At 60.4% G+C, this 18,333-nt stretch carries 10 protein-coding genes; 2 read left to right on the forward strand and 8 right to left on the reverse strand.

Annotation, left to right across the window (positions count from 1 at the left end; all coding sequences use genetic code 11):
* Nucleotides 1–66 precede the first annotated feature (66 nt).
* From adeC to ACQKEK_RS07960, 5 genes are all read right to left on the reverse strand, one after another.
* Nucleotides 67–1,497, reverse strand: a complete 1,431-nt coding sequence (gene adeC / locus ACQKEK_RS07940; RefSeq protein ID WP_499141919.1) for an AdeC/AdeK/OprM family multidrug efflux complex outer membrane factor — start codon at nt 1,495–1,497, stop codon at nt 67–69.
* Complete coding sequence (locus ACQKEK_RS07945; protein WP_499141920.1) at nt 1,494–4,628, reverse strand: efflux RND transporter permease subunit; 3,135 nt, start codon at nt 4,626–4,628, stop codon at nt 1,494–1,496. The genes adeC and ACQKEK_RS07945 overlap by 4 nt, the downstream gene beginning before the upstream one ends.
* A gap of 6 nt (nt 4,629–4,634) precedes the next feature.
* Nucleotides 4,635–5,795, reverse strand: coding sequence for an efflux RND transporter periplasmic adaptor subunit (locus ACQKEK_RS07950; protein WP_064480813.1), 1,161 nt, complete (start codon nt 5,793–5,795; stop codon nt 4,635–4,637).
* Between the two features lie 241 nt (nt 5,796–6,036).
* The gene (locus ACQKEK_RS07955; protein ID WP_499141921.1) at nt 6,037–6,612 is read right to left on the reverse strand and encodes a YceI family protein; all 576 of its coding nucleotides are present in this window, start codon (nt 6,610–6,612) and stop codon (nt 6,037–6,039) included.
* A gap of 22 nt (nt 6,613–6,634) precedes the next feature.
* Nucleotides 6,635–7,189 carry a cytochrome b gene (locus tag ACQKEK_RS07960; protein ID WP_045423743.1) on the reverse strand — a complete coding sequence of 185 codons (555 nt, stop codon included), beginning with the start codon at nt 7,187–7,189 and terminating at the stop codon, nt 6,635–6,637.
* Between the two features lie 168 nt (nt 7,190–7,357).
* Between ACQKEK_RS07960 and ACQKEK_RS07965 the strand changes: the two genes are divergently transcribed.
* Both ACQKEK_RS07965 and ACQKEK_RS07970 read left to right on the forward strand, forming a co-directional pair.
* Nucleotides 7,358–8,764, forward strand: coding sequence for an adenosylmethionine--8-amino-7-oxononanoate transaminase (locus ACQKEK_RS07965; RefSeq protein WP_499141923.1), 1,407 nt, complete (start codon nt 7,358–7,360; stop codon nt 8,762–8,764).
* Between the two features lie 79 nt (nt 8,765–8,843).
* On the forward strand, nt 8,844–9,572 hold the full coding sequence (locus ACQKEK_RS07970) for a 16S rRNA (uracil(1498)-N(3))-methyltransferase (protein ID WP_499141924.1): 729 nt from the start codon (nt 8,844–8,846) through the stop codon (nt 9,570–9,572).
* Between the two features lie 57 nt (nt 9,573–9,629).
* Here the strand turns inward: ACQKEK_RS07970 and ACQKEK_RS07975 are convergent, their stop codons facing one another.
* Genes ACQKEK_RS07975 through ACQKEK_RS07985 form a run of 3 tightly spaced genes read right to left on the reverse strand, consistent with a single transcriptional unit; the run spans nt 9,630 to nt 18,326 of the window.
* The gene (locus tag ACQKEK_RS07975) at nt 9,630–10,100 is read right to left on the reverse strand and encodes a chemotaxis protein CheW (protein ID WP_499141926.1); all 471 of its coding nucleotides are present in this window, start codon (nt 10,098–10,100) and stop codon (nt 9,630–9,632) included.
* Nucleotides 10,097–11,152, reverse strand: a complete 1,056-nt coding sequence (locus tag ACQKEK_RS07980) for a chemotaxis protein CheB (protein ID WP_499141927.1) — start codon at nt 11,150–11,152, stop codon at nt 10,097–10,099. Before ACQKEK_RS07980 ends, ACQKEK_RS07975 begins: the two co-directional genes overlap by 4 nt.
* On the reverse strand, nt 11,145–18,326 hold the full coding sequence (locus ACQKEK_RS07985) for a hybrid sensor histidine kinase/response regulator (RefSeq protein ID WP_499167586.1): 7,182 nt from the start codon (nt 18,324–18,326) through the stop codon (nt 11,145–11,147). The genes ACQKEK_RS07980 and ACQKEK_RS07985 overlap by 8 nt, the downstream gene beginning before the upstream one ends.
* Nucleotides 18,327–18,333: the final 7 nt, after the last annotated feature.

The following is an 18,333-nucleotide window of genomic DNA, read 5'->3' on the forward strand; positions in this document are numbered from 1 at the left end:
CGTTTTTGTTTGAGCGTTAGCTCGGTAATCACACCATCGACCGACGGCAAGCGTCGCGAGACAGACTCAACCCGGCCCTGGGATAGCCTCGGCGTTAGCATCCCAACCGCCACCCAACGCCTTGAACAACTCCACTTCACTGATCATCTGTGCCAGACGGTCACTTATGTATTGCTGCTGCACTTCGAACAGCTGACGCTGTGCATCGAGCAACGTCAGGTAGCTGTCTACGCCCGTCCGGTAACGCCTCTCGGCGAGACGATAGTAGTCTTCGCTGGTCTCCAACAAGTCACGCTGAGCCTGCAACTGGCGAACATAGGTCGCCTGGGCGGCCAGCCCATCCGCTACCTCACGGAACGCCGTCTGGATTGCCTGTTCATACTGAGCCACCTGGATGTTGCGGCTGATCTCGGCGTAGTCGAGGTTGGCACGCAGCTGCCCGGCATTGAAGATGGGCACACTGATGCTCGGAGAAAAGTTCCAGTAGCTGGAGCCACCATCGAACAGCCCGGACAGCTCACTGCTCGCGGTACCTACCGCACCAGTGAGGCTGATACGCGGGAAGAACGCCGCCCTCGCCGCCCCGATATTCGCGTTGGCAGCGCGTAGCTGATATTCAGCTTGAATGATGTCCGGACGCTTATAGAGCAAGTCTGACGGTAGCCCTACCGGAACCGTGGCCAGCAGGTCGCGCTCCAGCCGACCATCGGCCGGCAAGTTCAATGGAATGTTCTGGCCAAGCAGCAGCGTGAGGGCGTTGCGGTCCTGAGCAACCTGGCGGGTATAACGCTCGATCCCCACTCGTGCGGTATCGACCGCGCTGCGCGCCTGGCTCAGCTCGAGCGCCGAGGCTACGCCGACATCGAAGCTGCGCTGAGTAAGTGAGAGGCTTTCCTCATAGGCATTCAGCGTGTCACGGCTCACCTGCAACAGAGCCTGATCGGCCTGCAAGGTCAGCCAGGCATTGGCAACGCTCGCGATCAGACTGATCCGAGTGCTCCGCTGTGCTGCCTCGGTGGCGAAATACTGCTGTAGCGCCTGTTCACGCAGACTACCCAGGCGCCCAAACAGGTCCAGTTCCCACGAGACACCGAGCGTCGCGCTGTACTGGCTGCTGATGGCACCGTCGCCGGTCTGGTTCAGATCTCCAGGCGTTCGAGTACGACTGCCGGCCGCGTCGCCACTTACCAGCGGCAACAGATCGGCCCGCTGAACACGGTAGAGCGCGCGATACGCATCGACATTTAGCGCCGCAACCCGAAGGTCGCGGTTGTTTTCCAGAGCTACGCGTATCAACTCACGTAGGGCGGGATCCCTGAAGAAGGCCTGCCACTCCATCTCCATCTGTCGCCCTTTCACCGCACTGGCAGAACCGATGTAAGCCTCACCCTCGGGCCAGGACTCGGGCGTTGGTGCGTCGGGGCGCTGGTAATCAGGCATTAACGAGCAACCGCTCAGCGCTGCCATCAGCGCCAGGCTCAGTACTGACTTGTTCATTGCGCCTCTCCGTTTTGCTCGTCGCCTACTGTCTTTCTGCGCTTACCCAGCGAAGACACCAGGACATAGAACAGCGGCACCCAGAAGATCGCCAACAGCATGGCGCTGAGCATGCCGCCGATCACACCTGTACCGATCGCATGTTTGCTGCCAGCACCCGCCCCGCTGGAAATCGCCAGCGGAAGTACGCCAAGCATGAATGCCAGCGAGGTCATGATGATAGGACGTAAACGAATGCGGCAGGCTTCGATCGCCGCCTCGGTTAGTGTCATGCCCTGCTCGTGCAAGGTCTTCGCGAACTCAACGATCAGGATTGCGTTACGCGCCGACAAGCCTACGGTGGTCAGCAGACCAACCTGGAAGAAGACGTCATTCGACAACCCGCGCCCCATGGTGAACGCCAGCGCACCAACAATACCCAGCGGCACAACGAGCATGACCGAGAGCGGAACCGACCAACTCTCGTACAGGGCCGCGAGCGCGAGGAATACCACGAGCAGCGACAGGGCATACAGTGCCGGTGCCTGCGATCCGGACAGCCTCTCTTCATAGGACTGGCCAGTCCATGAGAAACCGATGCCAGCCGGCAATTGCGCGGCGATCCGCTCGACCGCCGCCATGGCCTCACCGGAGCTGTAGCCTGGTGCAGCCGCTCCCAGAATTTCCATCGCCGGCACGCCATTGAAACGAGTCAGCTTGGGCGGGCCATACGTCCATTCACCGGTGGCGAAGGCAGTAAACGGCACCATTTCGCCTGCAGCGTTGCGCACATACCATTTGCCGAGATCTTCCGGGTTCATCCGCGAAGTAGGTTCGCCCTGCATGTAGACGCGCTTGACCCGCCCACGATCAATGAAGTCATTGACGTAACTCGAGCCCCAGGCGATGGACAGCGAGTCGTTGATCGCGGCAAGGGAAACCTGAAGGGCGCGCGCCTTTTCGTCGTCGATGATCAGGCGGTACTGCGGTTCGTCGCGCATCCCGTTGAAACGAACGCCGGTGAGCGCTGGGTCCTCAGCGGCCAGCTGCATGAACTGGTCACGCGCGTTGCTCAGGGCTTCATGGCCGAGCCCGGCCTGGTCCTGCAGATACACATCGAAACCAGTGGCATTACCCAGCTCCATCACCGCAGGCGGCGCGAAGGCGAACACCATGGCATCGCGAAGACTGAAGAAGTACCCCTGGGCACGCTCAGCCAGCTCGAATACACCCTGCCCAGGCTCGGTGCGCTCTTCCCACGGCTTGAGCATGATGAAGGCCATGCCTGAACTTTGGCCACGGCCTGCGAAGTTGAAGCCGGTAATGGTAAATACCGAATTAACCGTCTCGCTTTCCTCGGTCAGCAGATAATCCCGCATCTGCTCGACGACTTCCTGGGTGCGGCTAGCAGACGAACCGGCAGGTGTCTGCACCTGGGCGAACAGCACACCCTGATCTTCCTCGGGAAGGAATGCAGTTGGAATGCGCGTGAACATCCAGATCATGATGCCGACGATAAGCAGATACATCAGCAGATAGGGTGCCTTGCGCCGCAGCACCGCAGTCACACCACGCTCGTAGCGCAGGGTTCCGCGCTCGAAGGTGCGGTTGAACCAGCCGAAGAAACCGCGCTTACCCTCATGATCGCCACTGTGCGGCTTGAGGATGGTGGCGCACAGCGCTGGCGTGAAAATCAGCGCGACCAGTACCGAGAGCACCATGGCTGAAACCATGGTGATGGAGAACTGACGGTAAATAACCCCGGTGGATCCGCCGAAAAACGCCATCGGCAACAGTACAGCGGAAAGCACCACCCCGATGCCTACCAGCGCGCCTTGGATCTGCCCCATCGATTTGCGCGTCGCCTCACGCGCCGAGAGCCCCTCCTCGCGCATCACCCGTTCGACGTTCTCCACCACCACGATGGCATCGTCCACCAGCAGACCGATCGCCAGAATCATGGCGAACATGGTGAGCGTGTTGATGCTGTATCCGAATGTCAGCAGGACCGCGAAGGTGCCGAGGATTACCACCGGCACGGCCAGCGTCGGGATAAGCGTGGCCCGCAGGTTCTGCAGGAACAGGAACATCACCAGGAACACCAGTACAAAGGCTTCTATCAGCGTGTGGACTACGCCTTCGATAGAGGCCGAGATGACCGGCGTGGTGTCGTAGGGGTAGACCACTTCGACGCCAGGCGGGAAGAAAGGCTCCAGCTCGGAGATCGTCTGGCGGACCGCTGTTGCGGTATCAAGCGCGTTGCCACCCGCCGCTAGGCGTATCCCCAAACCTGCTGCAGGCCGGCCGTTGTACTCGGCGCGAATTGCATAGCTTTCGGCGCCGAGCTCGACCTTGGCCACGTCACGCAGGCGCACCTGTGATCCATCGGCGTTAACCTTCAGCAAGATCTTCGCGAACTGCTCCGGCGTCTCCAGACGGGTCTTGCCAATGATCGTGGCGTTGAGCTGCTGGGTTTCCACCGCCGGCAGACCACCGAGCTGACCGGATGAAACCTGGACGTTCTGCTCCTGGATCGCAGACCGGACGTCCACTGCGGTCAGTTGGTACTGCTGCAGTTTGGCCGGGTCTAACCAGATCCGCATCGCATACTGGGCGCCGAACACCTGGAAGTCACCGACACCAGGCGTACGCGAAATTGGATCCTGCACGTTAGCGACGATGTAGTTGGCCAGGTCGAAGTTGCTCTGTTGCCCGTCCTTGGACACCAGCGCCACCACCATCAGGAAGTTGCGCGCCGACTTCGACACACGTATGCCCTGCTGCTGAACTGCTTGGGGCAGCAGCGGCGTGGCGAGCTGCAGCTTGTTCTGTACCTGCACCTGCGCGATATCAGGGTCGGTGCCCTGCTCGAACGTCACGTTGATCGTCATGCTGCCATCGGAGTTACTTTCCGATGAGATGTAACGCAGACCATCGAGGCCATTGAGCTGCTGTTCGATGACCTGGACGACGGTGTCCTGAACCGTTCGCGCCGAAGCGCCCGGGTAGTTGACCGAAATCGAGACGTTCGGCGGCGCGATGCTCGGGTACTGGTTGACTGGCAGCTTGAGGACCGCCAACGCTCCGGCAAGCATCAGCACCAGGGCGATCACCCAGGCAAAGATGGGCCGGTCGATGAAGAACTTGGACATGTCTGGTTATCCCTCTTGGCCAGCGGCGGCTGCGCCAGCCTGGCCATTGCTCTGCCCGGCCTGCTTGACGTTACCGGCTGGCTGCGCATTGACCTCAACACCTGGGCGAATGAACTGTAGCCCTTCGGTAATCACGCGGTCACCTGGCTGCAAGCCTTCACTCACCAGCCAGCGATTACCGACTGCACGCTCGGTTTTGATCTGACGCAGTTCGACCTTGTTGTCGGCGCCTACAACCATCGCCGTCGGCTCACCACGAGCGTCACGGGTAACGCCCTGTTGAGGCACCAGCAATGCCTGCTCTCGAACACCAGCCGGCAAGCGCGCGTGAACGAACATGCCAGGCAGCAGCTCTTTCTCAGGATTAGGGAACTTGGCGCGTATGGTGACCGAGCCCGTGCCTTCGTCCACGGACACTTCGGAGACTTCCAGCGTACCGTCATGCGGATATTCGGAGCCGTCCGGCAAGATCAGCCGGGCCTTGGCCGCGCTGTCCCCGGCCTGCTGCAGCCGGCCGCTTTCCAGGTCGCGCCGCAGCGCAATCAAGTCCTGTACCGGCTGGGTCACGTCGACATAGATCGGATCGAGCTGCTGGATGGTCGCCAACTCCTGCGCCTGGCCATTGCTGACCAACGCCCCTTCCGTCACCGCGGAGCGGCCTATACGCCCGGAGATGGGCGCAAGTACTTTGGTATAGCGAACATCGATTTTCGCCCGTTCCAGCTCGGCCTGGGCCTGCAGAGACGCAGCCCGAGCCTCATCATGGGCTTGCTGGCTCACCGCCTGTTCCTTGACCAGCAGCGCATAGCGATCAGACAGCGACTTGGCCGACGCCAGCCGCGCCTGAGCACTTTTCAGGGTGGCCTCGTATACGGCCGGATCGATCTGATAGAGCTGCTGACCCTTCTTTACTTCACTCCCTTCTGTGAACAGGCGCTTCTGAATGATGCCGCTGACCTGCGGCCGGACCTCGGCAACGCGGAAGGCTGTGGTTCGCCCCGGCAGCTCCGTTGTCAGTTCGAACGGCTCAGCTCCGAGTGTCACGATGCCAACCTGAGGGGCCGGCTTCCCCGCCGGCGCCGCCGCTTGTTCGTCCTGACAACCGCTGAGCAGTGCTACGGCGACGAAAAGTGGAATCAGAACAGCACTGGCTGGTTTGATCAGCATCGGGAGTGACCTCATTGAACAAATGGCCCTAGAGCTGAACAGCCTGGGCAGACTCGAATGGCAGAATGCGGCGAATATACTTACATGCATTAGTGTTTGTAAACAGGCGATTGCGTCTCCGACGGGCTATCGCGCTGATACCGATGCTGTCAAGAACGCTGCAAAATGCCTGGACGCGCCCCTGACCACCGCACAAAAAGCAGAACGCCGGCTTACGCCGGCGCCTGGTGACTATTGTCGATTACTGGCGGATGCCTTCGACCGAGATGAGCAGATCAACTGACTGCGAAGCCGGGCCAAGATCCATTTTGATATCGAAGTCTTTCAACTTGAGCGTCGTCGTGCCTTCAAAGCCTGCACGGTAGCCGCCCCATGGGTCCTTGCCTTCGCCGAGGAACTTAGCCGCAATGACCACCGGCTTGGTGACGCCGTTTAGGGTCAGATCGCCCGTGATATCAGCAGTACCGTCACCAGTCGGCTTGACCGAGGTGGACGCGAACGTCGCCGTTGGGTGCTCAGACACGTTCAGGAAATCCTCGCTGCGCAGATGCTTGTCACGCTCGGCATGGTTGGAAAAGACGCTGTCCGTCTTCAGCGTTACCTTCACGCTGCTTGCTTCAGGCTTCGCGGCATCGAAGCTGAAGCTGCCGTCGAACTCCCTGAAGGAGCCCCAAAGCCAGCTATAACCCAGGTGGCTGATCTTGAAGTTAACGAAGGCGTGCTGGCCTTTGGTGTCGATCGCGTAGTCAGCAGCAAACGCCTGGCCAGCAAGCATCATCGAGCCCAGGGCCAGTGCAGCGAAGCTTTTCTTCAACATGGAATACTCCTTTCGAGGTTTGTCAGGCATCGGCGCGTCCGAACATTCGCTTGAGCGTCGGATCGCGATCGATGAAATGGTGCTTCAGAGCCGCCAGGGCATGCAGACCGGAGAAAATTACCAGTCCCCAGGCGAGGTATTCGTGGATCAGTCCGGCTATGTCTTCCTGATCCGGAATCGAGGTGATCAGCGCAGGCACTTCGAACCAGCCGAACACGCTAATGCTGCGGCCGTCTGCCGTGGAAATGAGGTAGCCCGAAATCATCACTGCGAACAGGCCAAGGTAGAGCACACCGTGACCCGCCTTGGTCGCCAACCGCGTCAATCGGCCGTGGCTAGCAAGTGGCGCTGGGCCGCTGCTAAGGAAGCGCCAGGTGACGCGCAGAATCATCAGGGCCAGCAAGAGCAAGCCGATACTTTTGTGGATGTCCGGCGCCGTGCGGTACCAGCTGCTGTAATAGGTCAGCCCGACCATCCAATAACCCAGCGCAAACAGGCCGACTACGGCAACCGCTACCAGCCAATGCATCGTGATGCTGACCAGACCGTAGTTAGTGGAAGAGTTTCGCCATTGCATTGCTAAGTCCCGAACTGATTAACGCGCTTAGCCTAACGGCTAACAGATCGAAATGAATCGCATTTTTTCGTTTCAAAATATCGGCCCGGTAGATAGGTCCGCTTTCACTGAACGGACCGCCGCGCGGTTTCTGCTAGGCTGCGCCGATGTCTATACCAAGGAGCAACGATGAGCCTGAATGACAGCTGGATGCAGCGTGACCTGTCCGTGCTCTGGCACCCCTGCACTCAGATGAAAGATCATGAGCAGCTTCCTCTGATTCCAATCCGGCGCGGCGAGGGCGTCTGGCTTGAGGATTTCGATGGGAAACGCTATCTGGACGCCGTCAGCTCCTGGTGGGTCAATGTATTCGGGCACGCCAACCCGCGCATCAATCAACGCATCAAAGACCAGCTCGATCAGCTCGAACACGTCATGCTTGCCGGCTTCAGCCACCAGCCGGTGGTTGAACTGTCGGAGCGGCTGGTCAACATCACGCCTGCCGGGCTCGATCGGGTGTTCTACACCGATAATGGATCGACCGGCATTGAAGTCGCGCTGAAGATGAGCTTCCACTACTGGCGCAATATCGGACGCCCAGGCAAGCAACGGTTCGTCACCCTGACCAACAGCTACCACGGCGAAACGGTCGCAGCCATGTCGGTAGGCGATGTAGCGCTGTTCACCGACACCTATAAGCCGCTCTTGCTGGACACGTTTAAGGTACCGAGCCCGGATTGCTACCTGCGTCCAGAAGGCGTGAGCTGGGAAGATCATTCGCGCACCATGTTCGCCCATATGGAGCAAACCCTGGCCGAGCACCATGACGACATTGCGGCAGTGATCGTCGAGCCCCTGATCCAGGGTGCAGGCGGCATGCGCATGTACCACCCGATCTACCTCAAGCTGCTACGAGAGGCCTGTGACCGGTACGAGGTGCATCTCATCCATGATGAGATTGCGGTAGGCTTCGGCCGCACCGGCACCATGTTTGCCTGCGAGCAAGCCGGGATCACACCGGACTTCCTTTGTCTGTCAAAGGCATTGACCGGCGGCTACCTGCCCATGGCCGCTGTGCTGACCACCGACAAGCTGTACCAGGCGTTCTATGACGATTACTCGACCTTACGGGCCTTTCTTCATTCGCACACCTATACCGGCAATCCCCTGGCCTGCGCGGCGGCGTTGGCCACCCTCGACATCTTCGAGCAAGACAACATCCTAGAGGCCAACAAAGTGTTGGCAACCCGCATGGCCAAGGCCACCGCACACCTGAGCGATCACCCGAACGTGGCCGAGGTGCGCCAGACCGGCATGGCCGTTGCCATCGAGATGGTGCAGCACAAAGCCAGCAAAACTCCCTATCCCTGGCAAGAACGCCGCGGCTTGAAGGTCTACCAGCACGCTCTGCAACGTGGCGCATTGTTACGCCCGCTGGGCAGCGTGGTGTACTTCCTGCCGCCCTATACCATCACCGAGGAGCAGATCGACTTTCTTGCCGACGTGGCTACCGAAGGCATCGATATTGCGACACGCGCGGCAATCAGCGTTGCTCTGGCACCGGGCGCGCCCAGCACATTCCACGATCCCGGCTAGCACCGACACAGGCTTTGGGCTTCAGGGTACACGGCCGACGCTATAAACTGCCGCCCCAACCTTCGACCGTAGCTTTCCGATGCGCATATCCCGACTCTTCATCGACACGCCTCTCTCACTTGGTACATGCGAGCTACCGGAAGCTTCAGCGCATTACCTCAGCCGGGTTCTGCGACTGCCCGTGGGCGCTGGAGTGCAGCTGTTCGACGGCAGCGGCCAGGAGTTCTGCGGCGAACTGGTGGAGGTGAGCAAGAAGCATGTGAAGGTCCGACTGCATGAGCAGCGCCCTGGCTTGCCCGAATCAAAGCTGAAGATCCACCTGGGCCAAGGGCTGTCGCGCGGCGAGCGTATGGATTGGGCCATTCAGAAAGCGACCGAATTGGGCGCTGCGGAAATCACGCCAATCGTCAGCGAGCGCTGTGAAGTACGGCTGAATGACGAACGTGCCGATAAGCGCTTGGCGCACTGGCGCCAGATCGCCATAAGCGCATGCGAACAGTGTGGACGTTCGGTCGTCCCGACCATTCACCCACCAATGCCACTGCAGGATTGGCTGGAGCTGGACGCGGAGCTGAAACTGGTCCTGCATCCGGTAGCTGAGCCGCTATCCTCGCATCGCCCACCGGCTACATTGGCGTTTCTAATTGGCCCCGAAGGCGGCTTGAATGACGCCGAGGTTGAACTGGCGCGCAATGCAGGGTTTCAACCGGCCCGCCTAGGGCCACGAATATTGCGCACAGAAACCGCCCCGGTGGTGGCACTTAGCATCGCGCAGCAACTCTGGGGTGACTTCCAGTCTGACGCCTGAGCGGAAAAACACGGCAGTTGACCTGACGACCGGCCGACACGACCGGCATGTCCCGACTCAGATCAGGCCGGCGTCCGCCAGTTTCTGCTCCAGCGCGATAAGGTCCGGTATGCGCGCCTGGACATCGCCCAGGTTGACCGCATCCAACTCCAGGGGGGCCAACGGGACGTCCGAGCGTGCCAAATTTGGGTCAACCTTGACCGAGCGCGGGATACCCTGAACCAGCAAAGCGATGAACTTCACATGATCACGCCCACCCAGGGCATTTAGCACGGCTACGCGCGAACCGGCCCCGGTGCTGGGTTGACCGCCCGATGCCGCCTCGAAGGACAACAGCGGCAATGTCAGGTCTCGCCACGACACCTGCCCAAGGAACCAGGGCGGGGTGCCTTGCGCCGACTGCGGAGCGCGATAAGGAATAAGCTCGGCTAACGCGACGTTTGGCACTAGAAGCATTCGGTCGGCTAAGGGGACCAGAAGCCCGGTTAGGCTGGCAGAGGCATCCTGAGTAATAGCGGCTTGACTCATAGGTTATCCAGTTGCAATGCCGCAACGGGCTGGCTGGCCTGTTGCGCAAAATGATTGACCAAGGCCTGAGCCAGCTCGCGAGGGTCACCGCTGAGCGAGCTATAACCACCCTCGCGGAGGCTGTCGGGCATGCTCGAGCAGACGCAAGAGTCGGCTCGTTGGGTCCAGACCCTGCCGCCCTGACGTAAAACATAGGCGGCTGCGGCATTGCCATCGCTGCCCATGCCGCTGAATGCGATAACACCGCAACGATCACCGAACTGCTGAGCCAGATTAAGCATCATCTGATCGATGGACGGACTATAGGGCTCGGGCCAGCTTCGCCCATGGAGCAGCATGACGCCGTCCTTGCCGAACCCCATCTCCTCGCTGATAGGCGCCACGACCACCTCACCGCAACGTATCGAGTCGTTTGCACGACTTTGATTAACGCTCCACTGACTGTGGCGCCCCACCGCTTGCGATAGGGCCGATTCGAAGCTTGCCTCGATATGCTGGGCGTAGACGAAGCCAACCGGCAGTCCCACCGGCAGCGCATCAAGAAAAGCCTTTACCGCCTCTGGCCCGCCCAGCGATGCCGCCAGTAGCCATACTTCGCGGGCAGGTTCCCCGGCGATCGAATCAGCCGCAGCCAGCAGCGTGCCAGGCAACGCCAGGCGGGTGGCACGTTCCGCTTCTCCACGCAGAACCTCAAGACGTGGGCCCACAACTCGAGAAGGGTCGCCAACCAACCGCTTCAGCTTGCCAAACATGCGCCGTTCCCAGCGCGGATAATGTTCGGAGTGACGCTCCGGCGCGTGCCCCTCGCCAAACAAAACCGGACAGCTGTCCCGCTCGAGCAAGGCATTGACCAGCGGGGAATCCTCCGTCTGCGCCAGATCAACCAGCCACAGGTCGGCTTGCGCTGCCACCAGGTCTGATTCCTCAATCCGCGCCGGGTCGCAGTTGAGCACGACGTTGTAACCATTGGCACTCAAGGCCTGCTGCAACACATGGCGCTGCAACGAAGTGTCTGCGATCACACCGATACGGGCGGGGCTGACTTCACTCATGACGCGGAACCAACTTCTGGATTGTCTCGAGTAGCAGCGATTCCTGATAAGGCTTTCCAAGGTACTCGTTCACACCGATGGCCATGGCCCTATCCCTGTGCTTTTCGCCGGTTCGCGAGGTAATCATGATGATGGGCAGATCCTTCAGATGCTCATCGTGGCGCACCAGCGTCGCAACTTCGAAACCGTCCATCCGCGGCATCTCGATATCCAGCAGGATGATGTCCGGCTTGCGCTCCTGCAGCTGCGTGATTGCGTCGACACCATCCTTGGCCGTCAGCACGTTCATTCCGTTCCGCTCGAGGAGGCGGCTGGTGACCTTGCGCACAGTCACCGAATCGTCAACGACCATCACCAGCGTCGGCCGATCGACTTCAATATCGCCCGGCTCGTCTTCGCCGAGCAGGCGCAATGGTTGCTGCTGGGTGAGCAGATGCGCATGCAGAACACGGATGGTCGCGAGCAGATCGAGGATCACCACCACTCGGCCATCGCCGAGGATGGTCGCACCGGAAATACCGGGCACAGTGGCAAATTGCGGCCCCAAGCCCTTCACCACAATTTCTCGGGAGCCTGCAAGGCTATCGACCTGTACCGCCACACTGTGGTCATTCGAACGCACCAGGATCACCGGTAATGGCAGGCTTTGCCCGACCAGCTTTGGCCGCTGACCGTTGTTAAGCAGCTCGCCTAGGTAGCGCAACTCATAGGTCTGTCCCGCATACTCGAAGCGCGAAGCACCAGGCTGGTAATAGGCTTCGAGTTCGTAAGGCGACACACGCACGATACCCTCGATCGTGTTCAGCGGAATCGCATAAAGGTCCTCGCCGGAGTACACCATCAGCGCCCGATTGACCGACACCGTGAATGGCAGGCGGATCAGGAAGCGTGTCCCTTTACCAAGCGTAGACTCGATGCTCATGGAGCCCCCGAGCTGCTTGACCTCGGAGTGCACAACATCCATTCCGACGCCACGGCCGGATATCTGCGTCACTTGCTCGGCGGTCGAGAAACCGGCCTCGAGAATGAACTGCAGCACGTCATGGTCCGACAGTTCGATGCCGGACTGCATCAAGCCGCGCTCGATCGCCTTGCGGCGAACGGCTTCAAGGTTGATGCCTGCACCGTCATCGCTCAACGCCAGCACGATATCCCCGCCTTCACGGCTCAGGTCCAGGCGAATGTTGCCCTGCTCGGGCTTACCTGCTGCGACACGCTTGGCGCCGACTTCAATACCGTGGTCAACCGCGTTGCGCAGCATATGCTCCAATGGCGCAACGATGCGCTCGAGTACGCTGCGGTCCATCTCACCTGTCGCATTGCCCACCTGGAACTCGACCTGCTTGCCTAGCTCGCCAGCCACCTGACGAACGATCCGGCGCAAACGAGGCACCAACCGATCGAAGGGAACCATGCGGGTGCGCATGAGGCCTTCCTGCAGCTCCGTGTTGACCCGCGCCTGCTGCAGCAGCAAGGTTTCGGCGTCGCGATTACGCGCGGCCAGGGTTTCCTTTAGATCCAGCAGGTCCGATGCCGACTCGAACAGCGCGCGTGACAGCTGCTGCAACTGCGAATGCCGGTCCATTTCCAGCGGATCGAAGTCGTCGTAGCCTGCACGCTCCGCTTCGGCCTGATAGCGGCTAAGAATCTGCGCCTGGGTTTCGGTGTCCAGCCGTCGCAACTGGTCGCGTACCCGCTCGATAGTGGCTTCCATCTCGCCCAGGGTGAAGCCAACGTCGCTGACCTGCTGCTCAACCCGACCGCGGAAAATTGATGTTTCGCCCGCCAGGTTGACCAATCCCTCCAAAAGGTCCGCAGGCACCTTGACCAGTTCCTGCGGTGCGCGGCGTGAAGCGGCATCCAGTGCAGCCTGTTCGGCGCGCCGGATGAATGGCAGAACCTTAGCCGGCAAGGTGCTGATCGGAGCCTGGGCACTGGCGGCCACGATAGGCGTTTCGAGCACGATGACGGACGAGCTTGTGTGCTCCGCCTGTGCATTGTCCTGCGGCTGTGAGTCTGTCTCCAGATAGGGCTCAGTTATAAGCCGCGAGCGCATCGACTCGACCTCTTTGAGCAATGCGTCATAGCTGCCCTGCACGTCCAGAAACAGGCTGTCAGTCCATGGGCCGCCTTGCAGTTGCGCCTCACTGAGACGTTGCTCCAGGTCATGTGCCATGTCGCCCAAACGACCTTGAGCCGCCAGCCGCGCACCACCTTTCAGGGTATGGAGCACCCGCATCATGTCGGCCAGGGGCGCGACGCCATCACCTGTGGCTTCCCAGCGCCCGAGAGCGGACTCCATTTCCTCCAACAGCTCGTCCGCTTCTTCGACAAAAATATCGAGAATCTCGGCTTCGGCAGCGTCTTGCGCGGCATCCTGCGCTGCCTTCAACGCAACGCTGCTGGGCATGCTCAATTGCTCTTCAGGGTTCGCCCGAAAACGCTGAATGGTTGCGATCAGGTCTTGTCCGTCCGGCAGCTCACGGAAAGCGCGCACGGCATCGAGCATCGCCGCGAGCCGGTCATGGCATGTTTGCAGTAGGGCGAACAAGGTTGGACTGGCGCGGTAATGACCGGCGCACAGTCCCTCGTAGAGGTACTCCAGCTCGTGGGCCAGATCGCCGATCTCGCGTATGTCCGCCATCCGCGCACCGCCTTTCAGGGTGTGCAGATCCCGTTGCAACGCTTCGATCTCAAAACTATTGTCAACATCATCGATCCAGCGTTGAAGCGAGGCTCCGGCGCGCTCGATGATGTCAAACCCTTCCTCTAGAAAGATCTCTACCAGCTCTGGATCGCGGTTTTCCCAGCTGCCGGCTCCTGCCTTGCCTGACTCGGTCGCCGAAGTCGGCTCCTGCGATTCGACCAGTTCCGGCTCTTTGGGCAGTTCTACGACGACCTGCTCCACTGGCTGGTCCAACGCTTCAAGCGGGAGGGCGTCGCCCGGTGCACGTTCGACCTCAGGTTCATCGGTGCCGGTATCAAGCCCGAGTAAGGAATCGGCCCTATCCGCAGCTTCAAGTTGCTCTGAGTCATCAGTAGCGGGCTCAGCCCTCTGCGGGTCCTCGTCAACCATTTGCATTTCGTCGTCGGCCGAAACAGCCGGGTCGAAGCTCGGTGCGATCCCTTGCCGGTAAGCGCGAATATGCTCAATCAACCGCGCAGCGGGATCCATTGGCTTGTGCGCCTGGAGTTGCTCAAGTTGAATAGCCAGCTGATCGTGGCTGCGTAGGAGCAGCGTGGCGAGATCATCCGTATGCACGTAGCGGCCGTCTGAAAGCCCTTCATAGAGGGTTTCGAGCTCATGCGCGAGATCGCCAATCGGCCGAATTTCAGCCATCCGCGCGCCGCCTTTGAGGGTATGCAGGTCACGCAGCAAGGCCGATAACGCCAACTGATTGGCTGGGTCTCCCAGCCAGCGTTCCAGCGCACCGCCAGCGCTTTCCAGCAGATCGACAGCTTCGTCAAGAAAGATCTCGACCATTTCCTCGTCTAGCTCGTCCTGGCCCAACAAAGGCTCGGCGAGCCAGGCTTCGGCTTCGGCTTCGGCTTCGGCTTCGGCTTCGGCTTCGGCTTCGGCTTGAGGCTGTCTGGCACCGTCGACTGAGTCAAACGCAGCAGACGGCGCCATGGAGCTTTCTTCGGCCGGTTGATCAAAGGTGAGCGGATCAATCGCTTCGGCCAGCAACTGTTCAAGCCGGGCCACCAGCTCTGGCTGTCCGGTCACCTGCAGACCGGCCGCCACCTGATCCATCATGCCAACCAGCGCCTCGTGAGCCTGTTCAACGTCATCGAAGAACCGTGCACTGACTGCGAGACGACCTTCCTGCACGACCGCATACAAGTCGAGTAACACCTGGCACAGCGTGTCGATTTGCGGAAGCTCGGCCATCTGAGCGCCGAGACCAAGCGTCGTCAATTCTTCCAACAGCGCCGTCAGCTCCTGCCGCTCGGCAGGATGTTCGCGCCAGCTCTGCAGAAGCGCTTCGGCGTCGAGCAGGATGTTCATGCCCTCAGAGAGAAACATCGCAATCATGCCTGGATCGCGTGGCTCACCCTGTTCTGTATCGCCACGCTCGCCAGCGTCCGCCAGCCGTGCCTGATGCAGCGCATGCACGCTGGCGATGAAATCTTCTGCTCCCTCGATCGTTGCCAGCGGCTCACGCTCAAGATTTTCCAGCCCTCGCCTGAGCAGCTGCTCTGCGGTATGTAACAGTTCGGCCTCAGCCAGATCCATCTGTATCAGGTTGGCCTTAAACTCCTTGACCATTCTTTCCAATGGCGTGGCGATCTCCGCCATCGGAAGTATCCCGGCCATGTGCGCGCTCCCCTTGAGGGTATGTAGCGCGCGCTGCAAAGGGTCGGTAACTGGTTGCGGCAGGCGTTGCGCGCAATCGGCGAGAAAGTCGACGAGCGTGGCAAGATGCGCTTCTGCCTCGTTGCGGAATATCTCCAGCAACTGCGGATCCAGCACTTCGTCAATCACCTCTTCCTGGGCCGGCTGGTCAATCGCGACTCTGCCCTGAGGGTCAGGTTCAGGCAACTCACCTTTGGCCAAGGCGTGAGCGTTGGCAGCCAACCGATCGACATCGTCGCGCTGGCGTTGTGCCTTAGCTGCAAACTCTTCGACTAGGGTTGGCATCAGAGCCACTACGTCACGTACCAGTTGCTTGACCGGCTCGCCTACGTCAATGCTGCGATCAAGGACCCGATTGAGCAGGTTTTCGACTGACCAGGCGAGTTCGCCGATGATCAATGCACGGACCATGCGCCCGCTGCCCTTGAGAGTATGGAAGGCGCGCCGCACCTCGCCGAGGGCCCCCTTGTCAGAAGGATCCTCACACCAACGTGGCAGGTACTCGGCGATGGTTTCGAGCACCTCGGCGGCTTCCTCGATGAACACTTCGAGCAAATCATCATCGACTGCCTCCTCACCGTCAGGCGGAGGCAGAAGGCTCGGCGGAACATCCCGAGCTGGGGGGTTGACCGAGACGACAGGCGTAGCCATGACATCTTCCATGGTCATAGCCGACTCGTCAGAAGCTGAATGGACCATGGGGCCGGGCAGCACGACCTCAGGCATATCGAGCGCAGCCATCTCGGCTTCACTCCACTCCAGCTCGTAGGCCGGCGAATCATCCGCAGGCTGTCCTTCAGCAGCATGCGACGCATCGTCTGCCGCAGCAGCATCTGCCTGAAAAGACTCCAACTCGGTCGGTTCGAGAGTTTCGCCTGACCAATCGAACGAATCAGCCTCCGCCACACCGTCGACGCCCAATGCTTCTTCGTTGGCCCACTCGGTATCGGCTCCCAGATGCTGCTCGGAAGGCGGAAAATCTGATCGTATCGAGGCCTGCTCCTGCATTTCGGCAGTAGGCTCGGAGGCCAGCGCTGGCTCGGAAGGCAGCACTTCGATGTCATCGAGCGGATCCGACGACTCGACGCTCGCCTCAGGGCTGGCTTCTCCAAACTCGCTAGAAGGCTGCTCACTGAGCGGATAGCCCAACGCCTGCAGACTCTCTTCAGCGACATCCAGAATCAGGTCGCCCTGCGAGCCGCAGTCTTCGCTGAGACGCTCGAGGTAGTACTCGACGCTGGTTATTGCATCAGCCAGCGTATCCAGGCTTTGCCAATCTGGAATCGCCTGCTTCGCCAGCAATTGCTCTTGTATGTAGCGGTTGCAGGCATCCAGCAAGGCCGCAGCGCGGGCAAGGGGAACCATTGCGAGCCCGCCGCGGGATTGGGTCAGCAACTCCGGAACACGTGCCAGATGTTGGTGATTCCATTGGGAGGCGATGAACTCGATAATCGCGTCTTTCGCCTGTTCCAGGCCCGTACGCGCCTCTCGGATAACCAGGCGATGGATCTGGCCGACGTCCGTGGTTGGGAGGTGACTCTCCTCGCCTCGATGCTCGGCTGCGGTACCCCCAACCATGCCAGCGAGCGTCGCCTCAACGTACAGCAGGGCGCCCGCGACATCCATCAAAGCAGCGTCGTCAGGCTGCTGCTGCCCATTGGCCAAGGCTTCGACCAGGCTGATCTGCTCTAGAATGATCCGGCGTGGTTGACCGAAACCGAGCACGGCGAGCGTATCGGCAATCTGCTTGAGCGGAGGCTGCAGCGCGCCAAGCTCAGTGAGTCCCAGACGGTCGCTACGTACAAAGAGGTCCAGGCTGTCCTTGACCCGAACCAGCTCCTCACACAATGCGGCCACAACCGAGCGCATGGCGCCGCGGTCCGGTCCGGCCAGCTGAGCCCGCTCTTCGTCGACTAGCGTGCTGTCGGGCAACGCATCATCCAGACTGTACTCAGCTTTCAAGGCCTGGATGCGGGGCGACTGAGCCGGCGCCTTGGCGATATAAAACAGCAGATTCTTGGTCAGCTCGTCAGGAGCGGCCTGATTGATGCCCTCTGCGCCCTGAGTGACCAGACGCTTCAGCTCTTTGTCTACCTGCCGTAACAGGTTCCGAACCGTGGTGCCATTAGCGACAGCGCCACTGGCGAGCCCCTCAACCACGCCGGATGCGATCTGCCACAGCGCGCCCAACGGCGCATCCTTACAGAGCATTTCCAGACGCGCGAAGACTCGCGCCATATAGCTTAGGTTGGTAGGTAGATCCTGGTTGCGAATGACCCCAACCAACGCGACCTGCAACATCTGCCGTAGCTTTCGCAGCAAACTCGGCAGATCTTCGGTCTGTCGCTGCGCCAAAAACTCGCCCGACAGGGCCGGCGCCCGCGCGGACATATTTGGCGAAAACAGGCTGGTTTCCGATAACAGCTTCTCGCCACGCGCCGCCCGAAGATCGTTAAGCAGCGGCAACACGACCATGGGTAGATCGCGCCGCGCACTCTGGATGCGATCCAGATAAACCGGCATCTGCAGAATCGCCTGCATGAGCACTTCAAGCGCCTCGGTCTGGCTGGCGACGCTTTCATCCAACAGCGCACGGGCGAGCTGCTCCATTTCCTCGGCAAGCAGTGCAGCGCCATAAAACTCAACCATCTGCAAGGTGCCGAGCACCTGATGCACGTAGGTCAGACAGAAGCGCATCCGCGTCGAGTCTTGCGGGTTTTCGACGAACGCTTCCAAGGCCTGCCGTGCCTGCTTCAGCGTTTCGGCAATTTCGCCTTTCACCCACTCCAGGGCGACATAATCGTGCCGATCACCCATAGCGACT

This window comes from Pseudomonas sp. NPDC077408 (assembly GCF_050269105.1).
In the GTDB taxonomy this organism is placed as follows: Bacteria; Pseudomonadota; Gammaproteobacteria; order Pseudomonadales; family Pseudomonadaceae; genus Stutzerimonas.

What these genes read in the sequence shown, in the direction of transcription:
- adeC (WP_499141919.1), bottom strand. Translation starts at nt 1,497, where the DNA reads ATGAACAAGTCAGTACTGAGCCTGGCGCTGATGGCAGCGCTGAGCGGT.
- ACQKEK_RS07945 (WP_499141920.1), bottom strand. Translation starts at nt 4,628, where the DNA reads ATGTCCAAGTTCTTCATCGACCGGCCCATCTTTGCCTGGGTGATCGCC.
- ACQKEK_RS07950 (WP_064480813.1), bottom strand. Translation starts at nt 5,795, where the DNA reads ATGCTGATCAAACCAGCCAGTGCTGTTCTGATTCCACTTTTCGTCGCC.
- ACQKEK_RS07955 (WP_499141921.1), bottom strand. Translation starts at nt 6,612, where the DNA reads ATGTTGAAGAAAAGCTTCGCTGCACTGGCCCTGGGCTCGATGATGCTT.
- ACQKEK_RS07960 (WP_045423743.1), bottom strand. Translation starts at nt 7,189, where the DNA reads ATGCAATGGCGAAACTCTTCCACTAACTACGGTCTGGTCAGCATCACG.
- ACQKEK_RS07965 (WP_499141923.1), top strand. Translation starts at nt 7,358, where the DNA reads ATGAGCCTGAATGACAGCTGGATGCAGCGTGACCTGTCCGTGCTCTGG.
- ACQKEK_RS07970 (WP_499141924.1), top strand. Translation starts at nt 8,844, where the DNA reads ATGCGCATATCCCGACTCTTCATCGACACGCCTCTCTCACTTGGTACA.
- ACQKEK_RS07975 (WP_499141926.1), bottom strand. Translation starts at nt 10,100, where the DNA reads ATGAGTCAAGCCGCTATTACTCAGGATGCCTCTGCCAGCCTAACCGGG.
- ACQKEK_RS07980 (WP_499141927.1), bottom strand. Translation starts at nt 11,152, where the DNA reads ATGAGTGAAGTCAGCCCCGCCCGTATCGGTGTGATCGCAGACACTTCG.
- ACQKEK_RS07985 (WP_499167586.1), bottom strand. Translation starts at nt 18,326, where the DNA reads ATGGGTGATCGGCACGATTATGTCGCCCTGGAGTGGGTGAAAGGCGAA.